Source organism: Streptococcus mitis subsp. hohhotensis (assembly GCF_000722775.1).
Classification (GTDB): Bacteria; Bacillota; Bacilli; order Lactobacillales; family Streptococcaceae; genus Streptococcus; species Streptococcus carlssonii.
Window position 1 is genome coordinate 789,137 of the sequence record NZ_JPFZ01000009.1, and the last position, 15,270, is coordinate 804,406.

The following is a 15,270-nucleotide window of genomic DNA, read 5'->3' on the forward strand; positions in this document are numbered from 1 at the left end:
TTTTTTGAACGTAGCAGATTTTTGCAATCACATCAAAAAAAAGATAGAATATGACTATCAAAAAATGACACTCTACTATTTAAAAGAGTATAAAGGAGTTTTCAATGAGAGAATATGATATCATTGCTATCGGTGGAGGTAGCGGAGGAATTGCTACCATGAACCGTGCTGGTGAACATGGGGCCAAAGCGGCCGTTATTGAGGAAAAGAAATTAGGTGGAACCTGTGTCAATGTCGGCTGTGTTCCTAAAAAAATCATGTGGTACGGGGCGCAAATCGCTGAGACTTTCCATCAATTTGGAGAAGACTACGGCTTTAAGACTACTGATCTTAACTTTGACTTTGCAACCCTACGTCGCAATCGTGAAGCCTACATTGATCGCGCTCGTTCTTCTTATGATGGCAGTTTTAAACGCAACGGAGTAGACTTGATTGAAGGTCATGCTGAATTTGTAGATTCTCATACTGTTAGCGTAAATGGTGAACTGATTCGTGCTAAACATATCGTGATTGCTACTGGTGCCCATCCAAGTATTCCAGACGTTCCTGGTGCTGAACTAGGTGGCTCTTCTGATGATGTATTTGCTTGGGAAGAATTGCCAGAGTCAGTTGCAATTCTAGGCGCTGGTTATATTGCCGTTGAATTGGCTGGCGTACTCCACACCTTTGGTGTCAAGACAGACCTCTTTGTTCGCCGCGATCGTCCTTTACGTGGTTTTGATTCTTACATCGTTGAAGGTTTGGTCAAGGAAATGGAAAGAACAAACTTACCACTTCATACTCACAAAGTCCCTGTCAAGTTAGAAAAAACTGCTGAAGGCATTACCATTCATTTCGAAGATGGTACTAGTCACACAGCTAGCCAAGTTATCTGGGCTACAGGCCGCCGTCCAAACGTTAAGAGCTTGCAACTTGAAAAAGCTGGGGTGACTCTGAACGAACGTGGCTTTATCCAAGTAGATGAATACCAAAATACTGTTGTTGAGGGAATCTACGCTTTAGGTGATGTAACAGGCGAAAAAGAACTGACTCCAGTTGCTATCAAGGCTGGACGTACTTTATCTGAACGTCTCTTTAACGGCAAAACAACTGCAAAAATGGACTACACAACTATTCCAACTGTTGTCTTTTCACACCCTGCTATCGGAACTGTTGGTTTGACAGAAGAACAAGCTATTAAAGAATACGGTCAAGATCAAATCAAGGTTTACAAATCAAGCTTTACGTCTATGTACTCTGCTTGCACTGACAACCGTCAAGAAACACGTTTCAAATTGATCACAGCTGGTTCAGAAGAAAAAGTTGTCGGACTTCATGGAATTGGCTATGGTGTTGATGAAATGATTCAAGGATTTGCTGTTGCTATCAAAATGGGAGCAACCAAGGCCGACTTTGACGCAACTGTGGCGATTCACCCAACTGCATCTGAAGAATTTGTAACTATGCGTTAATCGAAATAAAAGAAGCAGAGCAAAAAACACTTCTAAATATCAAAAATCGAGTATTGCCGTAGTTGGAGATACTCGTTTTCTTATGTTTTATTTTATAGTATGTTGAAATAAGATATGCAAAAATCAATTAACAAACCATAACAAAATATAAGGATTATAACACAATCATTTATTCTTTTCTTTAAAAGATTCATATATTTTTTTATATAACTCTTTCATATCTTTTTTCTGAGAATTCAACTCTTCACTACCGTAGTCAAAATTTGCTACTACAAATCCCTCGTCAGCATTAGAAAAAGTAAAAAATTCTATTCCAATGAGTTTATTATGCTTAGAGTCCTCAATAGTGTCTCCTAAATTATTATTAAATTGCTTCACTTCTTCTTCACGAACTCCGAACCCCGCAGCAGCTCCATTTGCAATGATGTTTGAAAATACTTCTTCTGAAGACGCTACTTCTTTCACAGTTATGATATATGTAGCTTCTTCCGTTTCTACTTGTTTCACTTTATTCCATTTTTCTGTATCACTAGAAGAAAGCGTATAGACTATTAACTCCAGTGTTGGTTTATTGGTATTTTCTTTTGTGATCATTTGTTTTCCAAAGAAGAAAATGGCAAGCATTCCAGCTACAAAGATCAAAGCAATATAAATTATCTTTTTCATACATTATCCCCTATATCTTTCATATCAATGATCACATCAACTTCGTTATAGACAGCTGGATCATGCGTCGCTATAATGACATATTTATCTTCATCTCTTTCATTCAATAATAAACGAATAATTTCTTTTCCAATCTCACCATCTAAAGCTCCTGTAGGCTCATCTGCTAAGATAATTTTACGTGGTTTCATTAACATTCTGGCAATAGCTACACGTTGAGCCTGCCCTCCAGACAATTCATATATTTTTTGATGTAAATAGTCACTTGACAGTCCTACTTTTTCAAGTACATCAGTTATTGTTTTTTTGTCTTTAGTGATAAGTTTCAAATTATCATATACTGTTTTGTTATCTATTAAAGAATAATTCTGAAATACATATCCAACAGTATTTTTAAAAAAAGTTCTTTCTTTTATCTTCCAAATATCTTGTTTATCAACTAAAACATTCCCACTGTCAATTTTTTCTAATCTTCCTATAATATTAAGAAGGGTACTTTTACCAGAGCCAGAACCTCCAATCAATGCATAACTTTTTCCAGATTCAAATTTTAAATTTAAGTCTGTAAAGATCTTTTTTGAGCCGAAACTTTTTGAAACGTTCAAAAGGTCAATTGTCATGTTTCATCTCCTTTTAAAATTTTAGTGTAGCTTTCAGATAATTTTCTAAAACTCATGATTATTGACAACATCAAAACGAGCAGAGAAGCAAGACCAATATATAGCAACTCTATTTGACCTGTCATAAGAAATGTAAATAGGATAACGATTGTAATAGTCATCATAAAATACTTGAGACTTGAAATTGCTATATATGTTTTTGACAGACCTAAAATGATTTTCTTCACATATTCATTCTGTTTTAGGGTAATATAAAGTTGGACATATTGATAAATGAGTATAAAGACAATACTGTAAATTATCTTCTGCAAAATTTGTGAAAGTAGAATTTGGTGCTCTAAGGACTGGATCTTTAATTTCACAATTTGGTAAACATCTACTGGATTCATTGAAACATTCAACTGGGTAGCCATTTCATTTATTTTATTTACCGCCTCAGGACTAAAAAGAGACTTAGTTGTTATATTACTAGCCAAAGAAAACTTGTTGTTTTCAATCATTTTGTCCGTATCTAACACAACAACAATGTTATCTGTGCTATCTGCTACACTTGCCATTGGTAAAAGCTCTTTCATTTTATGATTATCATCAGCATCTTCATTGAAATAAAAAATTTTATCACCATCAGGAATTATTTGTACTGCAATTTCTTCTTTTGTATAGTTTGTTCCAATAAATTGTTCTGCTACAACTGTATTCTCAATAGATTTCTGATTTTCTTTCCATTTCTCAGGAATATAAATGGTTGCTATCTTATTATCTAAAAGATGATAGTTTGTTCCATTCACTTTATTTTGTAGGTTAGCACCTGTTTGATTGATATAAATCAACTCTTTATTTATTTCTGGATTCGTTATTCCGTCATTTTCTAATTGTTTAGAAAAATTTTCCATAACATGTGAAGTTTTCATGAAATCTGGAACATATGCTGAGGATCGATCTATATATAAATAATCTAAGTTTTTTAAGGAAGCAGCTATCTGTAGATACTGACCATCCGAATCATTAACTTCTCCATTTTTAGTAGAGTTACTTTCAATTCCAAGGAACTCAATCCTTCTCCAGTCTTTTACTGTGTCCCATGGTACTAAATTCTGTATCTGAATGTTAATACTGGATTGACTACTCTTTGTTTCTTGTAAAAAAACTCCTGAGATAAGGATAATAATCGAAATAATGGCAAGCCATACGACAAAAATAAGTTTATTTTTTGCCTTGTTTTTAATAATTTCAATAGGCTTTTCAACCTGAATCGTCAACCAAAATAAAACAAAGGTGATGAGATCAATGATTTGAAATAGTATAAAATTCGTTAAAATCAGAGAGAAAAATAACTTAGAACTATAGGTGAAGAAACCATTTCCCAAAAAAGAACTGTAAGAAATCATCAATAAAGCCATCATAATCAGTTCAAAAATAAGAGAAATACCATAATCTCTTCTTAGATCGTATACAGGCAATCCCAAAGAACGTCGTATCACTCCTTCTTTAATCTGCTTCGTTCTAACAACAAATAACACAACTAATAAAGTTAAGTAAATTGAACCCATTAACAGTATTCTTAAAGTTCCAGTAAATTGTAAGATTCCTCCTATATACCAAGGATAAGCCATATATACTGTTTGCAACCCCGTCATCGTAAGTGGTTTCAAACTATCTATATCCATTTTCCCAAGGGTGTAATACATCCCTATTATTGGTGTTGACTTTAATTGTTCATTATTTACATCATCAAAATTTACATACCTCAACTGACCCGAACTCTGAACGATGGGCTTGTAAATGGTAACCTTTTCCGATTTTGATAAATCACGAACCATTTCGTATATTTCGTTATTTGAAAGATTGCTTTTTCCTTGAATAGAAAAAGCACCATCAATTGGTAAAGGTATGGGCATTTCTGTATCGCTAATAGTGACCCAACCAATTGCAGCAATCAAACAGAAGAAGAATCCAATGATACATAATTTTAATTTCATAAGCAATTACCATATTACAAGAGACCCTATTTTATAATTGGGTCTCTTGTTTTCATAAATTATTTTTAAAATCTATAATAATCCCAATATGCATTTAATCGAACATCGCTCCAAGATTTTGTAGCACTTGAATATGCCCATCCATAATCTTGTTTATCCTGAGCTTTAACTGTTCCCCAAAAATTCGTTACTGAAGATTTTGAACCAATATTATCTGGAGAACTAACAAAGTAATTCGAATAACCAGAGTTATCATTTACACCATATTCCCATACATCAATAATGGGACTTGGAGCAGGGTGTGCTGTAGTTGCACTAACAATACTAGCTACAGTAGCAAAGCTAAAACTTAAAACACTTGCGACTAGAAAAACAGATGCTTTCTTGTTAATTCTTTTTTTCATTTTACTTCTTCTTTAATTAAAATATTTGATGAAGAATAAGCAACAGTCCCCTTTTTAGTCCATCCATATTACTTTAATATGAATTGATTATATTTAGGTTTTTAATCACCGTTATTGTATCTAGAGTCGTTAAAATATCTCATAACTACCCCTCCTTTTAAAATTGAACACATATAAATGTATCCGTTTACATTTATTAATGTAGCACTTATTTTTTAGTTTGTCAAGTATTTATAGTATATTTTTTATGTATAAAATGGGATTATCTATATATAAAACTGATTTACAAATCGATAAAAAACAATTATCAAATTTCTCTTGTCAATCAAATCGGCCGTTACAGTTTTTTGTTACCCATGTTACTTAAATAGGTTGACAATAGTGTTGATTTAAGTATAATAGTTACTATATATCAGAAAAGAGGTTAACTATTTTGAAAAAAGCTCACGTTTATGCCATCCCTGCTATTGGGGCTGCTCTCATTGCTGTATTGGCACAAATCACCCTTCCAATTGGACCTGTTCCCTTCACTCTGCAAAACTTTGCAATCGGCTTGATTGCTACTGTCTTTAGACCGAGAGAGGCTGTACTTTCTGTCGGACTCTATCTTCTTCTAGGTGCTATCGGTCTTCCTGTCTTTGCAGGAGGTGGAGCTGGATTGCAGGCGTTGGTTGGTCCTACTGCAGGTTATCTTTGGTTTTATCTTGTCTACTCTGGACTTACTTCTTCCCTAACTAACAGCAAGAGTGGTGTTGTCAAGATTTTTCTTGCAAACCTCTTGGGTGATGCCCTTGTCTTTGTCGGAGGGATTCTCAGCTTGCATTTCCTAGCTGGAATGCCATTTGAAAAAGCTCTTGCTGTGGGGGTATTTCCCTTTATCATCCCAGATCTTGGTAAAATGATTGCTATTAGTTTTATTAGCCGTCCATTACTTCAACGCCTTAAAAATCAAGCTTACTTTGCTAACTAAAAAAGGATATCGAGTTGTCATAACTCAATATCCTTTTCTTTCATTTTGAAAATCTAGTTGCTTTTAAAGGAATCCACCATTGTTTGAAATTCTTCATTGGAGAGAGTAATCCCTTTGCCCATCTTCGTATGGTCTGGACTCCAAGCACGAATATCAAACTTTGCAGGAGCACCATTAAAGCTCACACGGTTGATTTCCTTGGTCCAACCTTTTTCGTTTTCAGAAAGAGTCAACAAGTGCTCTTCGATTTCAAATGTAAATTCTGCCATTTTCTTCTCCTTTTTTAGCTTTCATTTGATTATTCGTAAAATCTTGTAGATTTTAGGAAAATTTTATATAATATTGATATAAAAGAAGGGAGGCCACTATGAGACATAAATTCCAGCAAATGCTAGATAAAATACATGACTTTTTAAATGGACATGAAGAACCAGACCATACTGAAAGTAACTCCCTTACAGCCACTATTGAAGAGGCTATCCAGAAACAAACCGCTGTTCACCTTATCTTGTCAGAGACAAGTTTTACAGGTGATATCATCAAATACGATCAGCAACGCCAGCAAATTATCGTGAAAAATTTTGCTAAAAATGTGACCCGTATTATCCGTATAAGCGATATTCAACGCCTACGATTTGTCCCTTCAACCGTCCAAACAGCCCAAAAAAATAGATTTAAGAAAGAGTGAGATGTAGTTGCTTCATCCCACTCTTTTTTCTTAGCGAATTTGTTCAAAATGTAAATGGACTGCGATATGATCTCCATAACCACTTCTTTCCAAGTCACGTTGTAGACGATAGGAAATATAGTGTTCTGCGATGGTAATGTAGCCTGCTCCCAGTAAACGATGTTCAACCAAAGACTGAATCATGCTGATGGTAGCACGTTCCACCTTGGCTTCTTCCAAATCCAAAACCACTTTCTTAGTGACTTGTGCAAGGTTTTGACGCAAATCATCTGTCAATACATAGACAGTCTGGGCTGCCTTTAAGATAGCTTGGTAAATCTTATCTGGATTAAATTCAGCAATTTCACCATCACGTTTGATTACTTGCATAGGTTTCTCCTTTATTATTTGTTTTCTTTAATTTCTGCCAGCATTTTTTCTTCTTCTGTTGTCAGTTGATAATGTTCAAGCAAATCCGGTCTGCGTTCATAGGTTTTCTTTAAACTCTCATACAGGCGCCACTGACGAATCTTTTCATGGTGACCACTCATCAATACATCTGGTACAACCATACCTCGATAATCATAGGGACGTGTGTACTGAGGATATTCAAGAAGGCCAGAAGAAAAACTATCATCTTGATGGCTAGACTCCTTGCCAATCACTTCTGGAATCAGGCGAACCGTCGCATCAATCATGGTCATGGCCGCCAACTCTCCACCAGTCAGGACATAGTCGCCCAGAGAGATCTCATCTGTCACCAAGGTCTTAATTCGCTCATCATACCCTTCGTAGTGACCGCAGATAAAGATCAGTTCCTCTTCTTTGGCCAAATCCTCAGCATAAGCCTGATCAAACTGCTTGCCAGCTGGGTCTAGGAGAATGACGCGCGGATTTTTCTTTTCAATAGCATCAAAGGCATCGAAAATAGGTTGCGCTCGGAGCAACATCCCCTGACCGCCTCCGTAGGGCTCATCGTCGACATGACGGGCCTTTTCAGCATTTTCTCGAAAATTATGATACTGGATATCCAAGAGCCCTTTTTCACGTGCCTTTCCAACAATTGAGTGCTCCAGTGGAGAAAACATCTCTGGAAAGAGGGTTAAAATATCAATCTTCATCGTCTAACCCTTCTAAAATTTCCACATCGACCCGTTTATTTGGAATATCAACATCGAGAATCACTGGTGGGATATAAGGCAATAACAAATCACGCTTGCCTTTTCGTTTGACCACCCATACATCGTTGGCACCTGGTTGCAGGATTTCCTTGATGGTTCCAATCAAGTTATCACCCTCATAGACTTCCAAACCGATAATCTCGTGATAATAAAATTCACCATCATCTAGGACATTCAAATCTTCCTCAGCGACCTTGAGACTGTATCCCTTATACTTTTCGATAGCATTGATATGGTACATATCTTTGAATTTAATAATGTCAAAGTTCTTCTGTTTACGGTGGCTAGCGATGGTCACTGTTTGAACAAACTGATTTTTTTCATCAAACAAGGCCAGCTCAGCCCCTTTTTTAAACCGTTCTTCTGCAAAATCTGTCACAGACAAAACTCGCATCTCACCCTGCAACCCCTGCGTATTGACGATTTTCCCAACATTAAAGTAGTTCATCTTGTCTCCTATAGTCTCCTTCTTTCCATCTTATTCTGACAATTCTCGAATAATAGTCGCAATTTTTTCTGATTCTGACCATTGTAAATAATGGTGATTCCCTCCTAAAACGAGTTTAGTATTGGAAGTCCAATATTCTGATTTTCTGTACTCTTTTTCTCTATAAGGCTGACAAAAAATAAATACAGGGACATGAGATTCTATCAACAAATTCTCAAAATCTTCCTCAGTAATCTCTCCAGATATCTGAAATCCTGAATCTTGCTTTTCCAACTCTGACCCTTTTTCTTGCATTATTTCCCAGATTTCTTTATTAATTTCAGGGCTAAATGTTGCTTGAGTTAAGTTCCTAAAATAAAGTTCAGGACCATACTCGTCAATCAGTCTCATCTGCTCTTCCATTTCTGGATAAGGATTTTCTGAAAAATCAGCAAACATGACTTTTTTAGTTGTCGGCTCCATTGCTACTAAAGCCTGACACTTAATTGGTTTGTTGAGCAATTTACAAGCTAAAATTCCACTCAAACTATGTACACAAAGTATATATTCAGAAATCCCTAATTCTTCAAGTACTTCATAAACCGCATCTGCAAGATTATCTAGATTTTTTCCAGCTTGGTCATGAATCGGACTCCTACCTGTGTTCGGAAAATCAATTGTCAAATAACCAATTGTAGGAGGAAGTTTTTCAAGTATAAGTGAAAAATTTTCATAACTTGGTAGAAAACCTGCGCCACTTAAACAAACTAGCATTTTCTTTTGCTTTTGATAAGTAACAGAGAGACTACCAATCTCTGTAGATACTTCAAACCTCTTCATAAAGAAATCCACTCGTTCTATATAATGAATTATTAAAAATCCTTATCCTTTATTTTATCACGTTCCAAAGATTTTCTCAAGTTAGAGGAAAATACATAGAGGGCCCGCTATAGTCCAAAAAGTGCTAATATTTTCCTCTTTAATGTTAATTTATATTTGAAAGATGAGATATTTACATTCCCATTATACATATTACTATAAAATGTATACTCGCCAATTTCACCCTGACTTGTTTTCCATTTCATTCTTAAACTAGGCATATTCTCTGGTAAATTTGTATGAATCAATAAGCATGTATAATTTTTTAAATTTTTAACTGTATGCAGTTTATCATTATCAACTAAACGATTACTTTTTGAATCATAGATTAAAGAATAAAATTCTATAATTTCAATATCAACTTCCTTTGGATAAAAAATCAAATGGTTATAATGTTTATCATTTTCATCATGTTTAAACTCATATATATGATGAAATCTCGTATGTAAGGAATCAAATTCGATTGGTTTAATTACCTGAATTTCGATATTATTGATATAGGCCTTATTCTGAAAACTAATTTTTAAAATTACACCTATAAAAGTCGAAATCTGTAAAATTCGCAATAACCAATCAATGTACATTGCCCAATCTATGTTTAAAATACAATCAATGTTCATTCTTTTCCAGTCCCCCTTTAAAAAGCCTTCCAAATCACGTTCATGTTGGTACTTAATGGCTGCAATTTTACACTTCTCGCAAAAAAGCGAGACATTCGTCCCGCCCTTCTTATTTTTCGTCAATAACGATTCTTACTTTTTTGTCTTCAGTTGGGACAGAGTAGACAATCGTTCTTATCGCAGAAATAGTGCGACCCTTACGACCGATTACACGACCCACATCGCTTTGATCAAGATCCAAATGATATTCCAAAAATTCTGGTGTATCTTCAATCTTGATAGTTAAGGCATCTGGTTGTGAAATCAAAGGTTTCACAATCGCAATAATGAGATTTTCAATCGTATCCATCTGTCAACCTACTTTAAACTTATTTTGAGAATTTAGAATCGTGGAATTTTTTCAATACGCCTTCTTTTGAAAGGATATTGCGAACTGTATCTGAAGGTTGAGCTCCATCAGCCAACCATGCAAGAACGCGGTCTTCTTTCAAAGTTACTTGGTTTTCAGCAACAAGTGGGTTGTAAGTTCCAACTGTTTCGATGAAACGTCCGTCACGTGGTGAACGTGAATCTGCTACGTTAATACGGTAGAAAGGTTTTTTCTTAGAACCCATACGAGTCAAACGGATTTTAACTGCCATTTTTAAAGTCTCTTTTCTTATTTTTTATTTCGGTGAAATAGCTGAGCTATTTAGCACATGTTCTATTATAGCAGATTTCTGACAGGTGTCAAGAAAAAAACTTGACAGACTATAAATTTTTTAAACCATTTATAAATTTGTTAGAAGTAGGAAATAAATGTTTGAAAGAAGCTAGCCGTGAATACTATTTTATACTCAATGAAAATCAAAGAGCAAACTAGGAAGCTAGCCGCAGGCTGTACTTGAGTACGGCAAGGCAAAGCTGACGTAGTTTGAATTTGATTTTCGAAGAGTATTAGAAACATTTTATAAAGACCATCAACTCAAACCCTTCATCTCTCCTGAACGAGATTTGGATGCTTGGCTCCTAAATTCCCAAACGAAATATCAAGGATTTTAAGAATGATATCTACTAATTAATTTATAAAATATGAATTAATAGATTCTAAATAGGGGAATAATTTAGTTCTGTAAAAATTAACTTCTATACCTACAAAGCTTATTCTGAGAGAGTTTATAACAGTCTAAGAAAAAAGTAGAGATTCATACAGTATCTAGATTTTCCAAAAATTCTTTATCATCAAATATTATTAACGAAACTATCCAAACCAAATCCGATGCATTGCTTCAAAGATTTCTTTAGTTGTTTGACTATCAAGGGATTTTATTAAAAAATTTTTTCAAATAATTACCACATTGACACATAAAATTCTTGCTTTCTAAATTTAAGTGTGATATATTTATAACATAACATTTAAATGTTATATATTTATAACACAAAAAAGGAGTCTATCATGAAAAAAAGTCAAAAAATGCGTGACCTCATTACAATGATTGCCGTAGCTCTCATTATTGATTTTATTGTTTTATTTGGTTCTAATCTCAGTTGGGGACCCAAGTTAGTTATTACTGGTATTTCAGTGTTAGGTCAAATTATAGCTATTTGGAGCTGGCTACATATGAAACCACGGCCTCATAAGATTCAGAAAGGTAAGGGTAAGACTATTTTTGACTTGTCTGCTAAGCTTTACACGGTACTTGTGTTAGCAGCAAGCATTTTTTATACAGTAGGGATTTGGGTTGCGAACCCAAGCGAAAGTTCTGGTATTAAAGAATGGATTTTGGGAATTGGCCTCGTTATTGAAGTGATTGTATTTGGCTTTTTCTGTTTTAAAAATGTCAAGGAAACTCCGGACGAACGCTTTTATACTAATTTAGCCAAGGCAGCTAGCTTGATGTTTGTTTTTATACTAGGCGCACTGATGATTCTAGCAGTTAGCATTGGATATATAGGGTCTCTCACGCTTTACATGGGCCAGATCTTTATTAGCATAGCTGCCTTGATTTTCATATTTGCGGTTGTCTATTTTATCTTGGAACGGAGAGGATAAGCATGGCCAAAGAAAGCAAGATTATTACTAATCTCAAATCTGTTCGTGAGTCCACAGGCATGACCCAGCAGGAGTTAGCCGACCTCATCGGCATGCGACGCGAGACAATTCTGCACTTGGAAAATAACCGTTACAATCCTTCACTAGAAATGGCTCTTAAAATTGCTCAAGTTTTTAATCTGAAAGTAGAAGACCTCTTTGAACTCAGACAGAAAGAGGAAGCATAATTCTTTTCGAGACATAGTATTAAGTTCATTGATTAATTAGGAATTGAAGCCAAAAGAAAAAATCCTTTGAAAATGTGCTCTTTTAAAATATAGTAATTCTTTCGAATTAACGTTTACTAATTGTGATGCTTTACGAGCTTTCTTAAGATCTGGTTTCCTAAATACTTTGAGTATACTTATGGCATTGATGCCCCAAAACATCTAAAAACTCTAGTGGAAAAAGGTTATGCTGTCATTGAAACTGCTTTTGATTCACTTGACCATCTGAATGCTACAATGAAAAAGAATATTTTGAAAAGCAAGGGAATTGCAGGACTATCTAAGATGAAGGCTGCCGATCTGGACCAAGCCCTTCATGACAACTTTTCAGAAGAAGAATTAGCAAGTCACTTTTCGATTCGTGGCTACAAATTGAGTCCAAAGGGAGAGCAGATACTGGAACAGTACCAGGAAATTATCGACCGGCATCCAAAGAAAAATCTCTAATCAAGCGACTTTGGGATTGATTTTCTCTAAAACTGTCTTGTCACTAATATTTGAATTCCCCTTCCTTTTAGGGTACAATTGTAGAAATGAATTTTTGAGAGGATCAAAATGAAAAAACTAGCAACCCTTCTTTTACTATCCACTGTAGCCCTAGCTGGATGTAGCAACATCCAACGTAGTTTGCGTGGTGATGACTATGTAGATTCTAGCTTGGCCGCTGAGGAAAGCTCCAAAGCATCAGCCCAATCTGCCAAAGAGTTAAACGATGCTTTGACAAACGAAAACGCCAATTTCCCACAACTATCTAAAGAAGTTGCTGAAGATGAAGCCGAAGTGATTCTCCACACAAGCCAAGGTGATATTCGCATTAAACTCTTCCCTAAACTCGCTCCTCTAGCGGTTGAAAACTTCCTCACTCATGCCAAAGAAGGCTACTATAACGGCATTACCTTCCACCGTGTCATCGATGGCTTTATGGTCCAAACTGGAGATCCAAAAGGGGACGGTACAGGTGGTCAGTCTATCTGGCATGACAAGGATAAGACTAAAGACAAGGGAACTGGTTTCAAGAACGAGATTACTCCTTATCTCTATAACATCCGTGGTGCTCTTTCTATGGCTAATACTGGTCAACCAAACACCAATGGCAGTCAGTTCTTCATCAACCAAAACTCTACAGATACCTCTGCTAAACTCCCTACAAGCAAGTATCCAAAGAAAATCATCGAAGCCTACAAAGAAGGGGGAAATCCTAGTCTTGATGGCAAACATCCAGTCTTTGGTCAAGTGATTGACGGTATGGATGTTGTGGATAAGATTGCTAAAGCCGAAAAAGATGAAAAAGACAAGCCAACGACTGCTATCACAATCGATAGCATCGAAGTAGTGAAAGACTACGATTTTAAACTCAATGAAAATCAAAGAGCAAACTAGGAAACTAGCTACAGGCTGCTCAAAGCACTGCTTTGAGGTTGTGGATAGAACTGACGAAGTCAGTAACTATACATAAGGCAAGGCGACGTTGACGCGGTTTGAAGAGATTTTCGAAGAGTATTAAATCTTAAAAATCTAAAAAATACAGTATCCACATTCGGTACTGTATTTCTTTTATCCTCATTATTAAGTTAGCTTGTTAAAATCCCAGATTTGGTCCATCCAGCCTTCATAGAAGTCCGGTTCATGGCAGACCATAAGAATCGATCCCTTATATTCTTTGAGAGCGCGTTTGAGTTCATCCTTGGCATCCACATCCAAATGGTTGGTCGGCTCATCCAACGCTAAAACGTTGTTTTCACGATTCATCAAGAGACAAAAACGAACCTTGGCTTGTTCCCCGCCTGACAAGACCTGAATTTGGCTTTCAATATGCTTGGTTGTCAAACCACAACGGGCAAGGGCTGCACGAACTTCTGCTTGGTTAAGAGCAGGAAAGGCATTCCAGACAGCTTCAAGAGGAGTTTGGCGATTACCGCCTTCTACTTCCTGTTCAAAGTAACCGAGTTCTAGATAGTCACCGCGTTCCACTTCCCCAGCTATTGGTGGAATAATGCCCAATAGAGACTTCAAGAGAGTTGTTTTCCCGATACCATTTGCCCCGATAATAGCAACCTTTTGATTACGTTCAAAGGTAAGATTTAAAGGCTTGGTCAGAGGACGATCATAACCAATTTGCAAATCCTTGGCTTGGAAGATAAAGCGCCCTGGCGTACGAGCTGGTTTGAAATCAAAGGATGGTTTTGGTTTCTCACTTTGCAGTTCGATAATATCCATCTTATCCAATTTCTTCTGACGAGACATGGCCATGTTTCGTGTTGCAACACGCGCTTTGTTTCGAGCCACGAAGTCCTTGAGGTCCGCAATCTCTTTCTGCTGACGTTCGTAGGCTGCCTCTAGCTGAGATTTCTTCATAGCATAGACTTCTTGAAACTGGTAGTAGTCACCAGAGTAACGAGTCAGCTGTTGATTCTCCACATGGTAGACAATATTAATCACATCGTTCAGGAATGGAATATCGTGCGAAATAAGGACAAAGGCATTCTCATAGTTTTGGAGATAGCGCTTGAGCCAATCAATATGCTCAGCATCCAAGTAGTTGGTCGGCTCGTCCAAAAGCAAGATATCGGGCTTTTCAAGGAGGAGTTTTGCCAAAAGCACCTTGGTTCTTTGTCCACCTGACAAAGAGGTTACATCCGTATCCATGCCAAAGTCCATGATACCAAGGGCACGCGCTACTTCGTCAATTTTAGCATCTAAAGTATAGAAATCACGACTCTCCAGACGGTCTTGGAGTTCGCCTACTTCTTCCATGAGAGCATCAACATCCGCACTGTCTTCAGCCATTTCCATATAAAGGTCATTGATACGAGCTTCTGCTTTAAAAAGCTCATCAAAGGCTGTACGGAGCACATCACGCACCGACTGCCCTTCAGCAAGGACAGAGTGCTGATCCAAGTAACCGGCAGTCACATATTTGGACCACTCTACCTTTCCTTCGTCTGGTAACATCTTACCTGTTACAATACTCATAAAGGTTGATTTCCCTTCACCATTGGCACCGACCAGACCGATATGTTCTCCTTTGAGAAGACGGAAGGACACATCTTCAAAAATTGCACGGTCACCAAAACCATGACTCAGATTTTTAACTTCTAAAATACTCAT

At 36.5% G+C, this 15,270-nt stretch carries 20 protein-coding genes; 7 read left to right on the forward strand and 13 right to left on the reverse strand.

The features are described from left to right. Positions 1-104 precede the first annotated feature (104 nt). The gene (gor, locus tag SK608_RS06475) at positions 105-1,451 is read left to right on the forward strand and encodes a glutathione-disulfide reductase (RefSeq protein ID WP_033677475.1); all 1,347 of its coding nucleotides are present in this window, start codon (positions 105-107) and stop codon (positions 1,449-1,451) included. A 165-nt stretch (positions 1,452-1,616) separates the two neighbouring features. On the opposite strand, the gene SK608_RS06480 is transcribed toward gor, so the two are convergent. From SK608_RS06480 to SK608_RS06495, 4 genes are all read right to left on the reverse strand, one after another. After that, positions 1,617-2,117 (reverse strand): hypothetical protein, encoded by a 501-nt coding sequence (locus SK608_RS06480; RefSeq protein WP_000721122.1) that lies wholly within the window; start codon positions 2,115-2,117, stop codon positions 1,617-1,619. Next, a complete protein-coding gene (locus SK608_RS06485) occupies positions 2,114-2,737 on the reverse strand; it encodes an ATP-binding cassette domain-containing protein (RefSeq protein WP_000151033.1) in 624 nt (207 codons plus the stop codon). Before SK608_RS06485 ends, SK608_RS06480 begins: the two co-directional genes overlap by 4 nt. After that, a complete protein-coding gene (locus SK608_RS06490) occupies positions 2,734-4,716 on the reverse strand; it encodes an ABC transporter permease (protein WP_033677480.1) in 1,983 nt (660 codons plus the stop codon). The genes SK608_RS06485 and SK608_RS06490 overlap by 4 nt, the downstream gene beginning before the upstream one ends. 65 nt (positions 4,717-4,781) lie before the next feature. Continuing rightward, positions 4,782-5,120 carry a hypothetical protein gene (locus SK608_RS06495; RefSeq protein ID WP_000746106.1) on the reverse strand — a complete coding sequence of 113 codons (339 nt, stop codon included), beginning with the start codon at positions 5,118-5,120 and terminating at the stop codon, positions 4,782-4,784. 433 nt (positions 5,121-5,553) lie between these two features. On the opposite strand from SK608_RS06495, the gene SK608_RS06500 reads away from it, so the two are divergent. Further along, entirely contained in the window at positions 5,554-6,090 is a 537-nt protein-coding gene (locus SK608_RS06500) for a biotin transporter BioY (protein ID WP_033677482.1), read from the forward strand. 53 nt (positions 6,091-6,143) lie between these two features. On the opposite strand, the gene SK608_RS06505 is transcribed toward SK608_RS06500, so the two are convergent. After that, positions 6,144-6,359 (reverse strand): YdbC family protein, encoded by a 216-nt coding sequence (locus tag SK608_RS06505; protein WP_033677484.1) that lies wholly within the window; start codon positions 6,357-6,359, stop codon positions 6,144-6,146. Positions 6,360-6,457: 98 nt separating this feature from the next. Here SK608_RS06505 and SK608_RS06510 point away from each other — a divergent pair, with 98 nt between their 5' ends. After that, the gene (locus tag SK608_RS06510; protein ID WP_033677486.1) at positions 6,458-6,778 is read left to right on the forward strand and encodes a hypothetical protein; all 321 of its coding nucleotides are present in this window, start codon (positions 6,458-6,460) and stop codon (positions 6,776-6,778) included. Between the two features lie 30 nt (positions 6,779-6,808). Here the strand turns inward: SK608_RS06510 and SK608_RS06515 are convergent, their stop codons facing one another. The 7 genes from SK608_RS06515 to rpsP form a co-directional block, all read right to left on the reverse strand. Further along, complete coding sequence (locus SK608_RS06515) at positions 6,809-7,147, reverse strand: ATP cone domain-containing protein (RefSeq protein WP_001196038.1); 339 nt, start codon at positions 7,145-7,147, stop codon at positions 6,809-6,811. 14 nt (positions 7,148-7,161) lie between these two features. Beyond that, entirely contained in the window at positions 7,162-7,878 is a 717-nt protein-coding gene (gene trmD / locus SK608_RS06520; RefSeq protein ID WP_033677488.1) for a tRNA (guanosine(37)-N1)-methyltransferase TrmD, read from the reverse strand. Then, a complete protein-coding gene (gene rimM, locus SK608_RS06525; protein ID WP_033677489.1) occupies positions 7,868-8,386 on the reverse strand; it encodes a ribosome maturation factor RimM in 519 nt (172 codons plus the stop codon). The genes trmD and rimM overlap by 11 nt, the downstream gene beginning before the upstream one ends. A gap of 30 nt (positions 8,387-8,416) precedes the next feature. Continuing rightward, on the reverse strand, positions 8,417-9,205 hold the full coding sequence (locus SK608_RS06530) for an alpha/beta fold hydrolase (protein WP_033677491.1): 789 nt from the start codon (positions 9,203-9,205) through the stop codon (positions 8,417-8,419). Between the two features lie 107 nt (positions 9,206-9,312). Then, positions 9,313-9,864, reverse strand: a complete 552-nt coding sequence (locus SK608_RS06535) for a hypothetical protein (protein ID WP_033677798.1) — start codon at positions 9,862-9,864, stop codon at positions 9,313-9,315. A 109-nt stretch (positions 9,865-9,973) separates the two neighbouring features. Continuing rightward, a complete protein-coding gene (gene kphA, locus SK608_RS06540) occupies positions 9,974-10,213 on the reverse strand; it encodes an RNA-binding protein KphA (protein WP_000379617.1) in 240 nt (79 codons plus the stop codon). 19 nt (positions 10,214-10,232) lie between these two features. Then, complete coding sequence (gene rpsP, locus SK608_RS06545; protein ID WP_000268760.1) at positions 10,233-10,505, reverse strand: 30S ribosomal protein S16; 273 nt, start codon at positions 10,503-10,505, stop codon at positions 10,233-10,235. Positions 10,506-11,299: 794 nt separating this feature from the next. On the opposite strand from rpsP, the gene SK608_RS06550 reads away from it, so the two are divergent. From SK608_RS06550 to SK608_RS06565, 4 genes are all read left to right on the forward strand, one after another. Then, the gene (locus tag SK608_RS06550) at positions 11,300-11,896 is read left to right on the forward strand and encodes a membrane protein (RefSeq protein ID WP_033677493.1); all 597 of its coding nucleotides are present in this window, start codon (positions 11,300-11,302) and stop codon (positions 11,894-11,896) included. A 2-nt stretch (positions 11,897-11,898) separates the two neighbouring features. Continuing rightward, positions 11,899-12,123, forward strand: a complete 225-nt coding sequence (locus tag SK608_RS06555; protein WP_001041097.1) for a helix-turn-helix transcriptional regulator — start codon at positions 11,899-11,901, stop codon at positions 12,121-12,123. Between the two features lie 213 nt (positions 12,124-12,336). After that, the gene (locus tag SK608_RS11180; protein ID WP_235202155.1) at positions 12,337-12,609 is read left to right on the forward strand and encodes a hypothetical protein; all 273 of its coding nucleotides are present in this window, start codon (positions 12,337-12,339) and stop codon (positions 12,607-12,609) included. A 108-nt stretch (positions 12,610-12,717) separates the two neighbouring features. Continuing rightward, complete coding sequence (locus SK608_RS06565; RefSeq protein ID WP_033677495.1) at positions 12,718-13,542, forward strand: peptidylprolyl isomerase; 825 nt, start codon at positions 12,718-12,720, stop codon at positions 13,540-13,542. A 186-nt stretch (positions 13,543-13,728) separates the two neighbouring features. Here SK608_RS06565 and SK608_RS06570 read toward each other — a convergent pair whose 3' ends face one another. Continuing rightward, positions 13,729-15,270 (reverse strand): ABC-F family ATP-binding cassette domain-containing protein, encoded by a 1,542-nt coding sequence (locus SK608_RS06570; RefSeq protein WP_033677497.1) that lies wholly within the window; start codon positions 15,268-15,270, stop codon positions 13,729-13,731.

Bases quoted from the DNA above. Each gene is read 5' to 3' on its own strand.
- gor (WP_033677475.1), top strand. From the start codon at position 105: ATGAGAGAATATGATATCATTGCTATCGGTGGAGGTAGCGGAGGAATT.
- SK608_RS06480 (WP_000721122.1), bottom strand. From the start codon at position 2,117: ATGAAAAAGATAATTTATATTGCTTTGATCTTTGTAGCTGGAATGCTT.
- SK608_RS06485 (WP_000151033.1), bottom strand. From the start codon at position 2,737: ATGACAATTGACCTTTTGAACGTTTCAAAAAGTTTCGGCTCAAAAAAG.
- SK608_RS06490 (WP_033677480.1), bottom strand. From the start codon at position 4,716: ATGAAATTAAAATTATGTATCATTGGATTCTTCTTCTGTTTGATTGCT.
- SK608_RS06495 (WP_000746106.1), bottom strand. From the start codon at position 5,120: ATGAAAAAAAGAATTAACAAGAAAGCATCTGTTTTTCTAGTCGCAAGT.
- SK608_RS06505 (WP_033677484.1), bottom strand. From the start codon at position 6,359: ATGGCAGAATTTACATTTGAAATCGAAGAGCACTTGTTGACTCTTTCT.
- SK608_RS06510 (WP_033677486.1), top strand. From the start codon at position 6,458: ATGAGACATAAATTCCAGCAAATGCTAGATAAAATACATGACTTTTTA.
- SK608_RS06515 (WP_001196038.1), bottom strand. From the start codon at position 7,147: ATGCAAGTAATCAAACGTGATGGTGAAATTGCTGAATTTAATCCAGAT.
- trmD (WP_033677488.1), bottom strand. From the start codon at position 7,878: ATGAAGATTGATATTTTAACCCTCTTTCCAGAGATGTTTTCTCCACTG.
- rimM (WP_033677489.1), bottom strand. From the start codon at position 8,386: ATGAACTACTTTAATGTTGGGAAAATCGTCAATACGCAGGGGTTGCAG.
- SK608_RS06530 (WP_033677491.1), bottom strand. From the start codon at position 9,205: ATGAAGAGGTTTGAAGTATCTACAGAGATTGGTAGTCTCTCTGTTACT.
- SK608_RS06535 (WP_033677798.1), bottom strand. From the start codon at position 9,864: ATGAACATTGATTGTATTTTAAACATAGATTGGGCAATGTACATTGAT.
- kphA (WP_000379617.1), bottom strand. From the start codon at position 10,213: ATGGATACGATTGAAAATCTCATTATTGCGATTGTGAAACCTTTGATT.
- rpsP (WP_000268760.1), bottom strand. From the start codon at position 10,505: ATGGCAGTTAAAATCCGTTTGACTCGTATGGGTTCTAAGAAAAAACCT.
- SK608_RS06550 (WP_033677493.1), top strand. From the start codon at position 11,300: ATGAAAAAAAGTCAAAAAATGCGTGACCTCATTACAATGATTGCCGTA.
- SK608_RS06555 (WP_001041097.1), top strand. From the start codon at position 11,899: ATGGCCAAAGAAAGCAAGATTATTACTAATCTCAAATCTGTTCGTGAG.
- SK608_RS06565 (WP_033677495.1), top strand. From the start codon at position 12,718: ATGAAAAAACTAGCAACCCTTCTTTTACTATCCACTGTAGCCCTAGCT.
- SK608_RS06570 (WP_033677497.1), bottom strand. From the start codon at position 15,270: ATGAGTATTTTAGAAGTTAAAAATCTGAGTCATGGTTTTGGTGACCGT.